18 protein-coding genes are annotated in these 15,339 nt (G+C 64.0%); 8 read left to right on the top strand and 10 right to left on the bottom strand.

Annotation, left to right across the window (positions count from 1 at the left end):
• Positions 1 to 53: 53 nt before the first annotated feature.
• Positions 54 to 1,220: a thiolase family protein gene (locus ACHIRB_RS02000; protein ID WP_395123922.1), complete on the bottom strand. Its 1,167-nt coding sequence runs from the start codon at positions 1,218 to 1,220 to the stop codon at positions 54 to 56.
• Positions 1,221 to 1,223: 3 nt separating this feature from the next.
• Entirely contained in the window at positions 1,224 to 1,991 is a 768-nt protein-coding gene (locus ACHIRB_RS01995) for an acyl-CoA thioesterase (RefSeq protein ID WP_395123923.1), read from the bottom strand.
• 56 nt (positions 1,992 to 2,047) lie between these two features.
• Here ACHIRB_RS01995 and ACHIRB_RS01990 point away from each other — a divergent pair, with 56 nt between their 5' ends.
• Positions 2,048 to 2,566, top strand: coding sequence for a winged helix-turn-helix transcriptional regulator (locus ACHIRB_RS01990; RefSeq protein ID WP_395123924.1), 519 nt, complete (start codon positions 2,048 to 2,050; stop codon positions 2,564 to 2,566).
• Here ACHIRB_RS01990 and ACHIRB_RS01985 read toward each other — a convergent pair.
• A complete protein-coding gene (locus ACHIRB_RS01985) occupies positions 2,545 to 3,123 on the bottom strand; it encodes a TerD family protein (RefSeq protein ID WP_395113934.1) in 579 nt (192 codons plus the stop codon). The two genes, ACHIRB_RS01990 and ACHIRB_RS01985, sit on opposite strands and share 22 nt — an antisense overlap.
• Positions 3,124 to 3,193: 70 nt before the next feature.
• Positions 3,194 to 4,141: a helix-turn-helix transcriptional regulator gene (locus ACHIRB_RS01980; protein ID WP_395123925.1), complete on the bottom strand. Its 948-nt coding sequence runs from the start codon at positions 4,139 to 4,141 to the stop codon at positions 3,194 to 3,196.
• A gap of 63 nt (positions 4,142 to 4,204) precedes the next feature.
• Here ACHIRB_RS01980 and ACHIRB_RS01975 point away from each other — a divergent pair, with 63 nt between their 5' ends.
• Positions 4,205 to 4,666 carry a pyridoxamine 5'-phosphate oxidase family protein gene (locus ACHIRB_RS01975; RefSeq protein WP_395113937.1) on the top strand — a complete coding sequence of 154 codons (462 nt, stop codon included), beginning with the start codon at positions 4,205 to 4,207 and terminating at the stop codon, positions 4,664 to 4,666.
• Here the strand turns inward: ACHIRB_RS01975 and ACHIRB_RS01970 are convergent.
• Positions 4,659 to 5,831, bottom strand: a complete 1,173-nt coding sequence (locus ACHIRB_RS01970; RefSeq protein WP_395123926.1) for an FUSC family protein — start codon at positions 5,829 to 5,831, stop codon at positions 4,659 to 4,661. The genes ACHIRB_RS01975 and ACHIRB_RS01970 overlap by 8 nt on opposite strands.
• Positions 5,818 to 6,234, bottom strand: a complete 417-nt coding sequence (locus tag ACHIRB_RS01965) for a DUF3151 domain-containing protein (RefSeq protein WP_199704293.1) — start codon at positions 6,232 to 6,234, stop codon at positions 5,818 to 5,820. The genes ACHIRB_RS01970 and ACHIRB_RS01965 overlap by 14 nt, the downstream gene beginning before the upstream one ends.
• A 110-nt stretch (positions 6,235 to 6,344) precedes the next feature.
• Here ACHIRB_RS01965 and ACHIRB_RS01960 point away from each other — a divergent pair, with 110 nt between their 5' ends.
• Complete coding sequence (locus tag ACHIRB_RS01960) at positions 6,345 to 7,412, top strand: Rv0361 family membrane protein (protein ID WP_395123927.1); 1,068 nt, start codon at positions 6,345 to 6,347, stop codon at positions 7,410 to 7,412.
• 202 nt (positions 7,413 to 7,614) lie between these two features.
• Here ACHIRB_RS01960 and ACHIRB_RS01955 read toward each other — a convergent pair whose 3' ends face one another.
• Complete coding sequence (locus tag ACHIRB_RS01955; protein ID WP_395123928.1) at positions 7,615 to 8,739, bottom strand: BTAD domain-containing putative transcriptional regulator; 1,125 nt, start codon at positions 8,737 to 8,739, stop codon at positions 7,615 to 7,617.
• A gap of 13 nt (positions 8,740 to 8,752) precedes the next feature.
• Positions 8,753 to 9,793 carry a class II fructose-bisphosphate aldolase gene (gene fbaA / locus ACHIRB_RS01950; protein WP_395113941.1) on the bottom strand — a complete coding sequence of 347 codons (1,041 nt, stop codon included), beginning with the start codon at positions 9,791 to 9,793 and terminating at the stop codon, positions 8,753 to 8,755.
• 194 nt (positions 9,794 to 9,987) lie between these two features.
• Here fbaA and ACHIRB_RS01945 point away from each other — a divergent pair, with 194 nt between their 5' ends.
• Complete coding sequence (locus tag ACHIRB_RS01945) at positions 9,988 to 10,710, top strand: VTT domain-containing protein (RefSeq protein WP_395123942.1); 723 nt, start codon at positions 9,988 to 9,990, stop codon at positions 10,708 to 10,710.
• Positions 10,711 to 10,712: 2 nt separating this feature from the next.
• Complete coding sequence (locus tag ACHIRB_RS01940; RefSeq protein WP_395113942.1) at positions 10,713 to 11,372, top strand: DedA family protein; 660 nt, start codon at positions 10,713 to 10,715, stop codon at positions 11,370 to 11,372.
• 10 nt (positions 11,373 to 11,382) lie between these two features.
• On the opposite strand, the gene ACHIRB_RS01935 is transcribed toward ACHIRB_RS01940, so the two are convergent.
• Entirely contained in the window at positions 11,383 to 11,790 is a 408-nt protein-coding gene (locus ACHIRB_RS01935) for a PAS domain S-box protein (protein WP_395113943.1), read from the bottom strand.
• A 186-nt stretch (positions 11,791 to 11,976) separates the two neighbouring features.
• Between ACHIRB_RS01935 and ACHIRB_RS01930 the strand changes: the two genes are divergently transcribed.
• The gene (locus ACHIRB_RS01930; RefSeq protein WP_395113944.1) at positions 11,977 to 12,888 is read left to right on the top strand and encodes a DUF559 domain-containing protein; all 912 of its coding nucleotides are present in this window, start codon (positions 11,977 to 11,979) and stop codon (positions 12,886 to 12,888) included.
• A 64-nt stretch (positions 12,889 to 12,952) separates the two neighbouring features.
• Here ACHIRB_RS01930 and ACHIRB_RS01925 read toward each other — a convergent pair whose 3' ends face one another.
• Positions 12,953 to 13,726 (bottom strand): SDR family NAD(P)-dependent oxidoreductase, encoded by a 774-nt coding sequence (locus ACHIRB_RS01925; protein WP_395123929.1) that lies wholly within the window; start codon positions 13,724 to 13,726, stop codon positions 12,953 to 12,955.
• Between the two features lie 240 nt (positions 13,727 to 13,966).
• On the opposite strand from ACHIRB_RS01925, the gene ACHIRB_RS01920 reads away from it, so the two are divergent.
• Complete coding sequence (locus tag ACHIRB_RS01920; protein WP_395123930.1) at positions 13,967 to 14,755, top strand: MFS transporter; 789 nt, start codon at positions 13,967 to 13,969, stop codon at positions 14,753 to 14,755.
• On the top strand, positions 14,674 to 15,330 hold the full coding sequence (locus ACHIRB_RS01915; RefSeq protein WP_395113948.1) for an MFS transporter: 657 nt from the start codon (positions 14,674 to 14,676) through the stop codon (positions 15,328 to 15,330). Before ACHIRB_RS01920 ends, ACHIRB_RS01915 begins: the two co-directional genes overlap by 82 nt.
• Positions 15,331 to 15,339: the final 9 nt, after the last annotated feature.

Here is a 15,339-nt window from a genome sequence, read left to right as displayed (position 1 = left end):
ACACGCCCCCGACCTGGCACCGAAACGGGGCCAGGTCGAGGATCAGGGAACGGTTACAGGCGTTCGACGACCATTGCGTTGGACAGTCCGCCTGCCTCGCACATCGTCTGCAGTCCGTACCGCGCGCCGCGATCTTCCATCGCACCGAGCATGGTGGTCAGGATGCGGGCACCACTTGCACCGAGGGGGTGCCCGAGCGCGAGGGCGCCGCCGTGGACGTTGACGCGATCGAGGTCGGCACCGGTCTCGTGTGCCCACGCGAGCACAACCGAGGCGAACGCTTCGTTGACTTCGAAGACGCCGATGTCGTCGAGGGTCAGCCCGGCACGGCCGAGCACTTTCGCGGTCGCCGGGATGACGGCCGTCAGCATCAGGAAGGGGTCGTCACCGACTACCGCGAAGCTGTGCAGCCGCGCGATCGGGGTGAGTCCGAGTTCCTTCGCCTTCTCGCTCGTCGTGATCATGACCGCTGCACTGCCGTCGCTGATCTGACTCGAGTTCGCCGCGGTGACGTTCCAGCCGATCTCGGGAAAACGTGCCGCCGCGGCCTCGCTGTAGTAGGCGGGACGCAGACCGCTCAGCGCTTCCAATGTGCTGCCCGCCCTGACGCCTTCGTCGGTTCCGAGCTCCGGCAACGACACGAGCTGCTTGCTCAGCAGGCCACCCTGGCTTGCCGCATAAGCCCTTTCGTGGCTACGCAACGCGAACTCGTCGAGCTGTGTCCGCGACAGCTTCCACTTGGACGCAATCAGTTCCGCGCTGATTCCCTGCGGTACAAGACCGTTCGGATACCGTTGCGCGAGTCCTGGGCTCCACGGCGAACTGTCCCGAATGTTGCTGCCCATCGGCTGCCTGCTCATCGACTCGACACCACCGGCGACGGCGATGTCGTACGCACCCGACAGCACCCCTTGAGCTGCGAAATGTATTGCCTGCTGACTACTTCCGCACTGCCGGTCGACGGTCGTTCCCGGTACCGATTCCGGATAGCCCGCCGCCAGAATGGCATTGCGGGTGATGTTCGCGGCCTGCTCGTCGACCTGCGTCACCGCGCCGCCGATCACGTCGTCGATCAACGCCGGATCGATACCCGTCCGTTCGACGACAGCACGCAGGCTGTGCGCCAACAGGTCGACGGGATGGATCGAATGCAATGCGCCGGTTGGCTTTCCCTTGCCGATCGGCGTACGAACGGCTTCGACGATTACTGCATCTCTCATCATTCATCCCTTTCTTACGATGCGACGAAGCTGACGCGCCTGTGCTGCCAGTTCTCCTGTCGCGGTGAAGAGTTCGGTCTCGTCGACACTGAGGTCGGCGGTCGAGCACGCGGTGCGATGCCGCAGGTAGTACCAATCGCTACCCGAGTTCGAGGTCGGCGCGAAGTGTGCCGTCATCTCGATCGTCGGAATGAGTACGGGGCTTGTCATCGTCGCGAAGAGTCCAGGAGGCAAGGCGTCGAGCAGAACGGCCGCGCGGCCCTGCTCGGTCAGTCCGAAGTTCTCACGCAGCCGAATCCAAACGATGAACTCAGGCTCGTGCCCACCTGCGAAGGGCCGCGCCGCGTTCACGGGCCGAATGTCGACGTACTGGGAGAACGGGACGAAGTCGACCGGAAGTACCAGCGGTTCGAGTTGTTCCGGATGCTCTGCCGCTGCAACCGAATTGCTCGAAGGCCAGGTGCGGTTTCCGAACGGTTCGCGGCTCGTTCGGACCAGAGCTGTCGCCCGACCCTCGATAGTCGCGGACACGCTGCCGGTCCGGCCTGCGCGTATGACGTCGACAGCGATCTCCACCTCACCCGGCTGCACGGGTGCATACATGTGCGCCGATATCCCGATCGGGATGCTGCCGACGTGATCTGCAGCGGCTTCCGCGAGCGCGGCGAGCAACAGCCCACCGTGCACTCCGCCGAAGCCGAGCCACGTGGCGTCGAAACTGGTTGTGACCGTCGCCGTCTCGGCTACAGCTAGCTGACTTTGTATTGCCATAGTTAGACAGTAGGACCTGACTATGGTTTACGCAAGTTAGATGTAGTATGAAACACATGTCCGGAATGCAACTCACTGGCGCCCTCGCCGACCGCTCCCGCTGGAACACAGCGGAATGTTCGATCGCGAAGGCGATGGAGATCGTCGGCACCCGGTCGGCGATCCTGCTGATGCGCGAAGCCTTCTACGGCACAACACGTTTCGACGACTTCGCCGAGCGTGTCGGCATCACCCAGGCGGTCGCCGCAACCCGGCTCAAAGAACTGACCGCTGCCGGATTGCTCGAGAAGCAGCCATACCGCGAGCCCGGCAAGCGGACCCGCCACGAGTACGTGCTCACCCAGATGGGCCGCGATCTGTTGCCGGCCGTTCTGGCCCTGATGCAATGGGGCGACAAATATCTACAGGGCCCGGGCGGGGCGCCGTTGACCATCCTGGACGACAAGTCGGACAGTCCCGTCCGCGTACAACTACGCGGCGACGCCGACGAGGTCGTCGAGATGGAACACCTGAAAATCAAAGTGTCGCCGCGAAAGTGGGCGGAGCTAACCGCTCAGGACACGTTGATCCCGTAGTCGCGAACGATGCCGTACAACCCCGACGCGTACCCCTGACCGACCGCTCGGAACTTCCACTCGGCACCACGGCGGTACAGCTCACCGAAGATCATCGCCGTCTCCGAGGACGCGTCCTCGCTGAGATCGAAGCGCGCCAGTTCGGTACCGGACGTCCGATCGACAACACGAATGAAGGCGTTGCGGACCTGCCCGAAGTTCTGCCTGCGCGCATCGGCGTCATGGATCGACACCGGGAACACCACCGACTGCACCGCGGGCGACAACGCCAGCAGATCGATGTTGACGCTTTCGTCGTCGCCGTCACCCTCGCCGGTGCGGTTGTCGCCGGTGTGCTCGATGGCACCGTCCGGCGAACGCAGATTGTTGTAGAAGACGAAGAAGTTGTCGTTGACGGCCTTACCGCCATCCGTCAGACCGATGGCGCTCGCATCCAGATCGAATTCGACGCCGGTGGTCGCACGAACGTCCCAGCCGAGCCCGATCGTCACGGCGGTGAGGTTCGGCGACTCCTTCGACAGCGATACGTTGCCGCCTTTTGCCAGTGTCACGCCCATGCGATAACCCCTCCTCCTGTGCCAGTCTGCCGAGCAGGCCACCCGACCCTCTCGATTCTATTAGCAGTCATCAACCGTTGCGGGCGGCCATTGCCACACCGACAGCACCTAATCTCCGCCGAAGCGATTGCGGCGCGACGACTTCCACCCCCGCACCCAACGCCGTCAACTGCCCGAGCGCGACCTCCTCCGATTCCAACAGCAACTCGACCGTGACCCAACCCGACTCGTCCGGCGCCGACGGCGTCACTCTCGCCGCCTCCGTTCCGATGTGGTGAGCGATATCGCGCCATGCCGTCGGCGACAACCGCAGCGTGGCGGCGAACCGGAGCAGCGACCTGTCGAACTCCGCCTCCGCGTGCTCCCACCATGCAACAAGGTCGAACCCGTCCGGACGGTCGAAGGCGTCGGCGAGCACGACGGCAGCTGTGATTCGCGACGTCCGATACGACAGAATTCGGCCGCGGCTGCGAGCGACGAGATACCAGACAGCTGCCTTCGCGACCAGGCCGAGCGGGTCGACGGTCCGCTGGGAGCCGCGGTAGTCCATCCGCAGTCGTCGGCCCTGCAGCACTGCGTCCGCCACGGTCGGCAGCTGCGGATCAGGTGTACGCGGACGCCGAAACCAGCCCGGAGTATCGACGTGCAATCGATCACGCCACTGTTCGGCGCCGATTCGCAGCGGCAGTGGCAGCGCTCCGAGCAACTTCGACTCCGCGCTTGCGGCAACGGAGCCCAAACCGAGGTCGTCGGCGAGTGCGGGAACACCGAGCAACATCAGCGCAGACGTCTCGGCACCGGTAAGCCCGGACAGCTTCGACTGCCAGCCATCGAGCAACCTGATGCCGCCGTTGCGACCCGTCTCGGTCCACAGCGGAACACCCGCAGCCGATAGGTCGGCAATGTCGCGATACACAGTTCGCAGCGAAACCCCGAGGTCGTCTGCGAGCGCCGCAGCGGTCGTCCTACGGCTGCCCTGCAGGCGCAGCATCATCTCGACGAGCCGACTGGACCGCACGCAATCGAGCCTATCCGTATTTACTGACAGAAGATGTCAGTAATCACCCCGCAGACTGTAGCCATGGCGACCTGGCAGCAGTTCAACGACGAAGCACCCGACCTGGCCTCGGCAATCGCGGCGCGACTGAGCGCACACAAACATCACGTCATTGCCACGCTTCGCAAGGACGGCTCACCCCGCGTGAGTGGCACGGAGGTCGAGATGTTCGCGGGTCAGTTGGTACTCGGCTCCATGATCGGTGCACGCAAAGCCCTTGATCTGCAACGGGAACCGCGCTTCGCGCTGCACAGCAATCCGGGACACCACACCATGGACGGCGGCGACGCGAAGATCAGTGGCCGCGCCCGCGAACTCGACGGTGACGAAAAGACGACGATCGTGAACTGCTACCCCGAAAACCCAGGGGAAGCACACTTTTTTGTGCTCGACATCGAGGAGGCCGTACTCGTCACCGTCGATGACGAGCGCCTGCACGTCGACCTGTGGCAGCCGGGAGCAGGGGTGCGGCGGACCACTAGGTAGCCGGTCCGTCCAGCCCGAAGCCTTCTTCCGGCGCCACGTACGGATGCTCGACGGTCGGCGGCAGCATCGACAACGCAGCCTTACGGTCGAGACCCGACGCCTGCAGTAGGTCGACGATCGTCGAACGTAGCTGTGCGAGAACCACGTTTGCCGACAGTCCGCCCCTGCTGACCAACTCGTAGCGCGCACCCGCTGCCACCGCACGCAGCACCCGCTGCACTTCGAGTTCGTCGGGATCCTCGCCGGGTTTCGCGAGAATCATGCTTCGCAGCACGTCGACCGCATGCGACAGCTTTTCCACCTCGTCGACCAGTCGTGGGTCGAGGATCTCGTCGTCACGAACGAGGGACAAAGACCGCCGAACCAACACACGAATGTTGCGCAGCGCGTTGTCGAGCGGCTCGGCCATCGCATCGAGCCGGACGACGCGCGCGCGCGTATTCCAGTGCAACGGCGAGATTCGGCTGATCTCACGACCACTCGTGAGGTCGTTGCGGAGCGCATCGAGTTTGGTCTGGCTCGCGCGCGCCTGCTTCAAGGCTTCGACGAGCAGCTTGGGATTTTGCTCCATCAAGCCGTCGGCACAGAGTCGCAGCACATCCGATGCCACACCGAGAACGTCGCCCGCGGTGTCGCGCGCACGCAACATCGGATGGGTCGGCACGATCGCAACCACCGCGATGCCCATCAAACCGCCGACCAACGCGTCGAGCATCCGATCGAAATTGCCGCTAGCACCCGGCGGCAGCAGCGTCGCGACCAGCACTGCGGAACTTGCCGCCTGCACGGCGATGACAGGTCCACCGTCGAGCAGAACGGCGGTGGTCATGGCAAGCGCAACGACGAGAACGATCTGCCAGGTCCCGCTGCCGATCAGGACTATCAGCAGGTCGCCGATACCGATGCCGACCGAGACGCCCACGATCAGCTCGATGGACCGCCGCATCCGCGCGCCGAGCGCGATGCCGAGCGACACGACAGCAGCGATGGGCGCGAAGAACGGTTTCGGGTGACCGACGACTTCCGTCGCAATCCACCACGCCCCGCCGGCAGCCAGCGCGCACTGCAGAATCGGGAGCAGTGACGCACGAACCCGATGCAGTGAATCCCGGACTCGGTCCTTGGTCTTGGCCCGATTCGGGACGAAACGTCTAGTCGACGCCAAGTGCTTCCGCGGCCCGTGGATCGCAATCTTCGAGTAGGTCCAGGCAGCGCGCGTACTCGTCCGACTCACCGATGGCGTTCGCTGCCTTGGCAAGCACCGCAACACATCTCAGGAAGCCGCGGTTCGGTTCGTGGCTGTAGGGAACCGGACCGAATCCCTTCCACCCGTTGCGCCGCAGCTGATCGAGACCGCGGTGGTAGCCGGTACGGGCGTAGGCGTACGCCGTGATGGTTGCGCCTTCGTCGAACGCGCGCTCCGCCAGATACGCCCATGCAATCGACGCTGTCGGATGTGCGGCGGCAACGGTCGCCGGGTCTTCGTGGTTCAGCAGCGCGGACTCCGCGTCGTCATCCCCCGGAAGCAGTGTCGGCTGTGGTCCAAGCAGGTCACCAAAGGACGTCATAGGTTACATTGTGCCGGTCGGCGAGGCGGGGCAAACAGCGACGTGCCAGTTCCGCACTTCTGCTGGCATCACTCACCGCAATACAGGTCAACAAGTGCAAGGGGTAGTGCGTGCCGGACGCGAACGACAACAAGACGCCACAGTCCCCGACCGGTCCCACCGCGCCCGCTGCAGACCAAGCGAAGACTGCCGACAGTGCTGCCGAAAAGACAGCTCCTGAAGAGACAGCTGCTGAGCCTGCAGCCGCACCTTCTGCTGCCGCCGCACCCACCGTGGCCATACCTGCGCAGAAGGCCGCAGCCGAGACCGCCCGCGCCGAAGCTCCGACCGTTGCCATCCCGGTGCAGCAGGCTGCACCGGCGGCGCAGGCTGCTAAGTCGCCCGCAGACGAGGCAGTCACCGAAGCGATCCCCGCCGCAGCCAAGGCTGCTGATCCGAAGAAGATGTCGGTCCGGCCCGTTCAGGTTCGCAAGCCCGAACCTCGCGTAGCCGCGCCACCGCCGGCTGCTGCTGCTCCGCCTGCCGAAGCTCCTGCACCGCCCGCACCTCCCGCGCCACGGCCGCCTGCTCCCCGCCCGCCTGCACCGCGTCCGCCCGCTCCTGCCGCGGCGACACCACCGCCGGCAGCACCGCCAACGCAGCCGCCCCCGGCCGCGCCTGCTCCGGAGCAGCCCGATCGCAAACCACCGCCACCGCCCGTCGCCAAGCCGCAACGCGTCGCCCCCGCCGAAGTTCCCAAACGCAAGCGTGGCAAGTGGTTCGCAGCTGCGTTCGCCGCGTTGCTGCTGATTGCAGCGATCGTCGCGGTCGCTGTCGTTGCGACCGGAACCAACGAGGATGCAAACACTCCCGAAGCGCAGATTCGGCAATCGATAACGTCGTACTCGAACGCACTCGGCGACGGCGACATTCAGACACTGCGCCGTACGTCGTGCGGTGCAAGCGCCGAGTACTACAACGGTCTTACCGACGAGCAGTTCGCCGATGTCTACAAGTCAGCGGTCGAGACAGCGGCGATCCCTGTGGTGCAGAGCGTCGACGCCGTCCAGATCACGGACCGGACCGCGATTGCTTCGGTGACCGCCTACACGAAGGCCGACCCGAGCAACCGGGTGTCGCGGACCCTCAACCTGGAGGAATCCGACGACGGCTGGAAGGTGTGCGACCCGCCAGCCTGATCGGATCCGCTCGCTTTAAGCACTTCTTAAGCAAACCCCATGCGGGGCACGGCAACCTAGGTCCTACCCAAGAGGGGGGAGCTGGGGCCGGGTCCACTTGGAGGGAAGTGGATCGGGTCCCAGCTCCGGGTGAGGCGCTCCGCGCTCGTGCGCACTTTCGGCGGGCCCGACCACCAAAAGGACTCACAAGCGGCGAAGCCGCCTATCGGCCTTCGAAACTCATCAGCGTCGACCCGATTCGGATTGCGTCGCCGTCGGACAAAATCGAACCGCCGTCGATCTGGCGACCCTGAACGTAGACGCCGTTCGCGGACTGCAGATCCCGTATCAACAATCCGGCCGGGCTCGGTCTGATCTGCGCGTGATAGCGACTGACCTTCGGATCGTCGAGTTCGAGATCGTTGTCCGTCATCCGACCGATTCGTAACCCGTCAGAAGGAATCGCGACGACGCGACCGTCGTCGAGACGGAGTCGGCCGCGCCGCACAGCCTGCGGTATCTCGCCGATCGTTTCGTTCATCGCCTTCGCCAACCGTGCGGCCTGTTCGACCGAGCCGACCGTCAGCGGTTCCTGCCGCAGCACACGCTGCTCGAGTTGCACCAAGGCCGGGCTCGGATCGATGCCGAGTTCGTCGGCGAGAATCGCACGAACACGCCGACACGCATCCAGAGCCTCTGCCTGCCGATTCGAGAGGTACAGCGCGGTGACGAGTTGACCCCAGAGCGGCTCGCGCAAAGGGTGCTCGGTCGTCAGTGCCACCAACTCGCCGACAACCGCGGCCGCACGCCCACACGCGATGTCGGCATCGATGCGTGCCGAGATCGTCAGCAGACGTTCTTCGTCCATCGCAGCGGCGAAGTCGTCGGCGAACTGCAGACCGCGCAGATCCGACAGCGCCGCGCCCGACCACTCGGCTAGCGCGGCACCGAAGAAGAACGCCGCACCGGCCTGGTCACCGGATTCCGCCGCTTTGGTTCCTGCCGAACGCGCAGCCTCGAACCGGCCGAGATCGGACTCGACGTCCGCGATCTCGAGCCGGTAACCGGGCGACGCGGTGGTGAGCAGGGCAGCAGGATCGACTCCGGCCGTGCGCAGCGTCTTCCTCAGGTTCGACACGAACACTTGCAAGCTCGATGCGTAGGCGTCGGGCGGATCGTCGTCCCATACCGCGTCGGCGATCGCCTCGGACGGCACTGTTCTACGCCGATTCACGGCAAGCAATGCCAGCATCGTCCGCGGTTTCGGACCGCCGATCGCCAACGGTTGCCCGTCGACAGTCAGCTGTACCGGTCCGAGAACGCGCAGATCCACGCGCGGACCGGCCATCGCCTACGCGCCCCTAGCCTGCGCTGACAGAACGACCCGCGGACTTGAGGTCGTTGCAGGCCTCGATCACGCGAGCGCTCATGCCGGCTTCGGCCTTCTTGAGGTAGCTGCGCGGGTCGTAGAACTTCTTGTTACCGACCTCGCCGTCGACCTTGAGCACACCGTCGTAGTTCGAGAAGAAGTGCCCAACCATCGGACGTGTGAACGCGTACTGGGTGTCGGTGTCGACGTTCATCTTGATGACGCCGTACTGCAGCGAGTCGTCGATCTCCGACTTGAGCGATCCCGAGCCGCCGTGGAACACGAAGTCGAACGGCTTCGAACCTTCCGGAAGCCCGAGCTTCTCGGATGCCACGCGCTGACCTTCCGCGAGCACCTCCGGCTTGAGCACAACGTTGCCGGGCTTGTAGACGCCGTGCACGTTGCCGAACGTCGCAGCGAGGAGGTACCGCGAGCCGGTATCGCCTGCGCCGAGGGCGTCGACGGTCTTGGCGAAGTCTTCCGACGAGGTATAGAGCTTGTCGTTGATTTCGGCTTCGACACCGTCTTCCTCACCACCGACGACACCGATTTCGATTTCGAGAATGATTCGCGCAGCTGCTGCGCGGGCAAGGAGATCCTGCGCGATCTCGAGGTTCTCGTCGATCGGCACGGCCGAACCGTCCCACATGTGCGACTGGAACAACGGATTTTTGCCTGCGTCGACGCGCTCCTGCGAGATCGCGAGCAGCGGACGCACGTAGGAATCGAGCTTGTCCTTGGGGCAGTGATCGGTGTGCAGTGCAATCGTCACGTCGTACTTGGCTGCGATCACATGCGCGAATTCGGCGAGCGCTACAGCGCCGACAACCATGTCCTTGATACCGAGTCCCGAACCGAACTCGGCTCCGCCGGTGGAGAACTGGATGATGCCGTCGCTGCCCGCATCCGCGAAGCCTTTGATGGCGGCGTTGATCGTTTCCGACGACGTGCAGTTGATCGCAGGAAAGGCAAAAGCGTGCTCTTTCGCCCGACCAAGCATCTCGGCATAGACCTCGGGAGTCGCGATTGGCACTGAGAAGACCTCCGTGTGATGGTGAGCCCGATCCGGTAGGAGTCGGCACTGGTCTGCATAGCCTAAGGGAGAACACTGTCCTGTCGACACCGGACCCGAAGCTTGTGGTATTGAACTCCCCCGGTGCCGAAGTGGGGTGATGGGGTCGCGACGCCGGTACTGTGGTCGACGTGATTGTGCAGGCAGCGGACTCAGTGACCACGAACCTGGCTTTGATGCCGGACTTCCTCGACCCAGTGCATTTGTTGACCGGTGACGGTCCCTTCGCGGCGGCAGTTCTGCCTGCGATTCTCATCATCGTCTTCATCGAGACCGGGCTGCTCTTTCCGCTGCTACCTGGTGATTCGCTGCTGTTCACGGGTGGGCTGCTCGCCGCGCAGACGCCGCCACCGGTCTCTATCTGGGTGCTCGTTCCGGCAGTGGTCGTCACCGCCATCGCGGGCGATCAGACCGCGTACTGGATCGGGCGTCGAATAGGGCCAGCGCTGTTCACGAAGGAAGATTCGCGGCTATTCAAGAAGAAGTACGTCGTCGAATCGCACGCGTTCTTCGAAAAATACGGTCCCAAGACCATCATCCTGGCGCGCTTCGTTCCCATCGTCCGAACGTTCACCCCGGTGCTCGCCGGCGTATCGAAGATGACCTACCGCAAGTTTCTGGCGTTCGACATCCTCGGCGGCATTCTCTGGGGTGGCGGCGTCACGATCCTCGGCTACTTCCTCGGCAACATTCCGTTCATCGCGAACAACATCGAAGCGATCTTCCTGCTGATCGTGTTCCTATCGATTCTGCCTGCGATCATTCACGTCGGGCAGCGCATGCTTGCGTCCCGTAAGGCCGGAGCGCAGCCTGAAGCTGTGCAGTCCGAACCCGTGCATCCTGAAGCCGTGACAGCTCCGAACGACCCGACAGGCTGACCATGATCGTCGCGTCAGGCGGATTCAACGTTCTTGAATCCGCGGGTCCAACCGTCGTCTGGGTAGTCGTCCTGACGCTCGTCTTTCTCGAATGTGCGCTGATAATCGGATTGTTCCTCCCAGGCGACTCGATGCTGATCACCGCAGGCATCGTGCTCGCAACGCATTCGACCGGACACCAACAAGCGTGGGCGCTTTCCCTCGGCGCGATGATCGCCGCGATCGCCGGCAATCAGGTCGGGTACGTGATCGGCCACAGGTCGGGCGCGAAGTTGGTTGCGCGACGCGACGGCAAGTACCTCAATACGTCGAATCTGCACAAGGTCAACGCCATGCTCGACAAGCACGGCTTCTGGGCTGTACTCGTCGCCCGCTGGATTCCGTGGGTCCGCACGCTCTGCCCCATCGTCGCGGGCGCGGCGAAGATGGACCATCGCAAGTACACGATTGCGAGCACATTGGGCGCGATCGTCTGGGCGCCTGTACTGATATTGCTGGGCTTCTACGCTGGCGAATTCCTGGACCGCATCCCATGGCTGATGCCGCTAGTGATCGGCGGCATGATCGCCGTCCTGATCGTCGGCACGGTGCTCGGCATTCGCCACTACTTCCAAGAGATGGCGAAACCCGCCGAAGAGGTCGAGGTCGGCGGGGTCGAATAGGCCTGTCCGTCTAGCGGTCGGACCCGAGCTCCCACAGATGGTCGGTCACGTCGTGGAAACCGATCAACGCCACTTCGTCGTCGTCGCGGGCCAAGACCGATTTCGTGACGAGGGCCTTCACGATCGACCCGTCACTGTGCCGCAGCGCGATCACCGCTCCCGCACAATCGCGGATGACGTCGACACCGACGACGTCGAACTCAGGATCGTTCGCGACAAGTCGTCGCGCCGCCGTGCCCGCGAGGGTATCCGGCTCGTAGCCGAGCATCTCCTCGAACGCGGGGTTCGCGGAGACGACCGTGTCGTCGTGATGCACAGCGAGCATCGGCACCGACAGCCGTCGCAACAACACCGACGACGGCAACTGTTCGAGATAGCCGAACGATTCCTCTGGCCGCGGCTTTCTCCGCTCCTGCATGTGTAAGCCCGCCACCTTTCCGACAGAATCACCAAATCCTAGTCACAACGACGCCGACGTCCGGCCAGGATCCCACGTTTCGCACCGAACCGCGTTACCGGCGGTACGGCGGAATGGCAACACAGGTCTGAGATCTTGTTGGATACCTCTCGGATTCCGGGAGCTTTCACCCAAGATTCGGCGCCAATGGAACCGATCTGGCCGGGATACGTCCAAACCGGTGTGACCCCGAAGAAAGTGCACTCGATCATGGCGGCCCAGGACGGAGTCGTGACGCTTGCCCAGGCGCTCGGTGCAGGCATGTCCGATGCGGGCGTGAGCAGACGGGTTTGCGCAGGTGAGTGGCGGCGCTTGTCGACGGGCATCTACCTGCGCTCGGATCGGACCTGCGGACCTGCCGCCGGGTTACGCGCTGCTGTCTACGGTGCTGGACCGGATGCCGTCGCATACGGACCCAGTGCTGCCTGGTGGCTCGGCATCATCGACACTCCGCCGAGGCTGAACTGGGTCACAGTCCCCTGCCGGCGCACACCTCGGGATCGTCCTGGACTCCGGCTGCGACGCCGAGATCTGCCCGCTGCCGACGTCGGCTCGCGTCGCGGACTCCCGACCACTGGGCTTGCGCTGACCATTCTCGAAGCTGCGGTCGAGCTACCATATGGTGCCGCGATGATGGATCGTGCACTGCAGAAACATGTTTCGCTACCAGCGCTCACAGCCGCGCACGAGCGCAACGCCGGGCGGTCCGGCAGCACAGCGGCCGCGGCACAACTGCGGTCGGCGGGCGAAGGTGGCGCATCGGAGGCCGAACGAATGCTGCAACGCCTGCTTCGGAGGTCCGGGCTGACGGGTTGGAGCCAGCACGTCCGCAGTTGCGGATTCGAGATCGATGTGGCCTTCGAGGCTCAGCGGGTGGCGATCGAAGTCGATGGCTGGGCTTGGCATCGCGACGCCGAACGCTTCGTTCGCGACGCCGAACGCCAGAACATCCTGGTCAACGCAGGCTGGCACGTCCTTCGGTTCACCTGGCACCAGCTACACGACAGCCCCGAGACGGTTTTGGACTCCATCCGCGCCGCACTCGCCGCCCGCAGATGATGTGGGAAAGCTCTCGGATTCCGAGTGCAATCGCACCGAAGTTCGGCGCCCCGATGCAGAACGCTCAGTGCATGTGGCTGCCGCCGTTGATATCGATCGTCGTGCCAGTCAGGTACGCGGCATCATCCGAGGACAGGAACGTGATCACCGACGCGACCTCACGGGTGGTCGCGGTGCGTCCGAGCGGAATCCCTTGTGCGATAGCGGTTTCCTGCTCCGAGGTGCTGCCGACCCGGATGTTGGTGTCGACGGCCCCGGGAGTCACGGCGTTGATCGTGACGCCGGTGTCCTCCAACTCGCGCGCAAGCGCCTTTGTGAAACCGAGGACTGCGGCCTTGGCCGACGAATACGGAACCTTGCCGAACACTCCGCCTCCCCGTTGGGCGGACACCGAGGACATGGTGACGATGCGTCCCCATCCCAGCGCGATCATGTCGGGCAAAAATGCCTTGGTGACAAGATATGTTCCGGTCGCGTTGACCGCGAACACCCTGTTCCACAGCTCGAGCGTGGTGTCGAGGAACGACACAGGCGAGGTGATGCCGGCGATGTTGGCAACAGCGCCAACCGCAGGTAACGCCCCCGAGTCGACCTCGCTCCTGGTTGCGAGGTAGGCGGCTTCGACCGACGCCTCATCCGAGACGTCCACGGCATGACCGAATGCCGGCACGTTGTAGGTTCCGCCGATCTCGGCCGCGACCTTGGCAGACACTTCCCCGTCCAGATCGAGGATGACGATCGCCCAGCCGTCCTCTGCGTAGCGCTCGGCGGTGGCCCGACCGATTCCTCTTTCCGAGGTCGCGCCTGTGACGACAGCGGTGCGAATTCGACTTGCCATGTGGTCTCTCCTGAAGACGAGCAGCGGATTCCCCGTCTGCGATGGGTGGATCGATTACGAGCCGACGGCGTTGACGCCCTCGCGCTTCGTGATGTGACACACGTTACGACGTCAACCATCAACAGTCAACCGTTACCGGTTGACTGTTGACAGTAAGAGGAGTGGGTCACACTCGACACTGTTGACAGTCGACAGTCACTAGACGAGTTTGTAACCACTACCCTTTGCAGGAGCGTTCACATGAGCACAGTCGCTCTCGAAATGCGCGGACCGGTTCACGGCACGAAGGACGCCAAGCGCGTCGCCGTCGGATCGTCAGTAGGCGCAGTAATCGAAACCTACGATTTCATCGGCTTCGGCACCGCGGCCGCGCTGTACTTCGGCACAGCATTCTTTCCAGGCCAAAGCTCCGTGGCAGGCACCCTTGCCGCATTTGCAACACTCGGAGTCGGGTTCGCCGCCCGTCCGATCGGCGGTATCGTCGGCGGTCACCTCGGCGACAAGGTCGGTCGCAAACCCGTCCTCGTCGGGTCGCTGATCCTGATGGGCGTCGCCACTTTCGCCATCGGGTTGCTGCCCACCTACGCTCAGGCCGGCGTTATCGCGCCGATCGTGCTTGTGCTCGTGCGCATCGTGCAGGGCCTCGCCTTCGGCGCCGAATGGGGCGGCGCCATCTTGATGAGCTACGAGCACGCCCCCTGGCGGCACAAAGGCAAGTTCACCGGCATCGTTCAAGCCGGGTTCCCAGTCGGACTGCTGCTCGCCAATCTCGTCTTTCTCGGCAGCGTGCACCTCGGTGGCGACTGGGCGTGGCGGGTGCCGTTCCTGTTCAGCATTGTTCTGGTCGCGGTCGGTCTGATCACCGCTCGAAGGTGCCGGAGTCACCGGTCTTCGAGGACGTCAAAGAGGAAGGCGTCACCGCCTCCCCGATCAAGGAAGCCATCCGGTTGGACTGGCGAAACATTCTGCGCGGCATCGGCCTTCGCATTGCCGAGGCCGCGGGCTACGCAGTCTCGGTCACGTACATGATCTCGTACCTGCACACGCAGGAGCTGGCGTCGACGTCCCAGACCATCACGGCACTGTGCATCGCATCCGGCATCGGCATCTTCGCCACCGCAGCCTGGGCAGCTCTGACCGATCGCATCGGACGTCGTCCGCTGTACGTGGCAGTCTGCGCCTTCGCCGCCGCGTTCGGTGTTCCGATGTTCCTGCTCGTGAACACCGGGTTGATGTTCTTTGTCATCGCCACGATCGTCCTGTCCTACGCGGTGTGCCAGAACGCCCTCGCCGGGGCTCAGGGCGCATGGTTTCCGGAACTGTTCGCCGCCTCCCACCGAGCGTCCGGAGCGTCACTCGCATACCAGATTTCGGCCATGGCCTCCGGATTCACCCCGTTTATTACGACGCTGCTATTCGTCTGGTTGGGATGGCTCGGACCCGCACTGCTCTTCGTGACCTACGCCCTGATCGGTCTGCTGTCCGCACTGGCCACCAAGGAGACCTGGGGTCCGACCGAACGTCGACTGGCCGTCGAGGCCGAGCTCACCACACCGATGTACCCGACCATGACCTCCCCCATCCGCGAGAAGGAACTCCTGTGACCGCCACGA

Origin of the sequence: Antrihabitans spumae, assembly GCF_043944905.1 — a bacterium.
Lineage (GTDB): Bacteria > Actinomycetota > Actinomycetes > Mycobacteriales > Mycobacteriaceae > Antrihabitans > Antrihabitans spumae.
Note: the sequence above shows the minus strand (reverse complement) of the source record. Positions and strands in the feature narration are given on the sequence as shown.

Bases quoted from the DNA above. Each gene is read 5' to 3' on its own strand.
- ACHIRB_RS01925 (WP_395123929.1), bottom strand. From the start codon at position 13,726: ATGGCAAGTCGAATTCGCACCGCTGTCGTCACAGGCGCGACCTCGGAA.
- ACHIRB_RS01965 (WP_199704293.1), bottom strand. From the start codon at position 6,234: ATGACGTCCTTTGGTGACCTGCTTGGACCACAGCCGACACTGCTTCCG.
- ACHIRB_RS01985 (WP_395113934.1), bottom strand. From the start codon at position 3,123: ATGGGCGTGACACTGGCAAAAGGCGGCAACGTATCGCTGTCGAAGGAG.
- ACHIRB_RS01935 (WP_395113943.1), bottom strand. From the start codon at position 11,790: ATGCAGGAGCGGAGAAAGCCGCGGCCAGAGGAATCGTTCGGCTATCTC.
- ACHIRB_RS01955 (WP_395123928.1), bottom strand. From the start codon at position 8,739: ATGGCCGGTCCGCGCGTGGATCTGCGCGTTCTCGGACCGGTACAGCTG.
- ACHIRB_RS01930 (WP_395113944.1), top strand. From the start codon at position 11,977: ATGGAACCGATCTGGCCGGGATACGTCCAAACCGGTGTGACCCCGAAG.
- ACHIRB_RS02000 (WP_395123922.1), bottom strand. From the start codon at position 1,220: ATGAGAGATGCAGTAATCGTCGAAGCCGTTCGTACGCCGATCGGCAAG.
- ACHIRB_RS01920 (WP_395123930.1), top strand. From the start codon at position 13,967: ATGAGCACAGTCGCTCTCGAAATGCGCGGACCGGTTCACGGCACGAAG.
- ACHIRB_RS01995 (WP_395123923.1), bottom strand. From the start codon at position 1,991: ATGGCAATACAAAGTCAGCTAGCTGTAGCCGAGACGGCGACGGTCACA.
- ACHIRB_RS01940 (WP_395113942.1), top strand. From the start codon at position 10,713: ATGATCGTCGCGTCAGGCGGATTCAACGTTCTTGAATCCGCGGGTCCA.
- ACHIRB_RS01990 (WP_395123924.1), top strand. From the start codon at position 2,048: ATGTCCGGAATGCAACTCACTGGCGCCCTCGCCGACCGCTCCCGCTGG.
- ACHIRB_RS01975 (WP_395113937.1), top strand. From the start codon at position 4,205: ATGGCGACCTGGCAGCAGTTCAACGACGAAGCACCCGACCTGGCCTCG.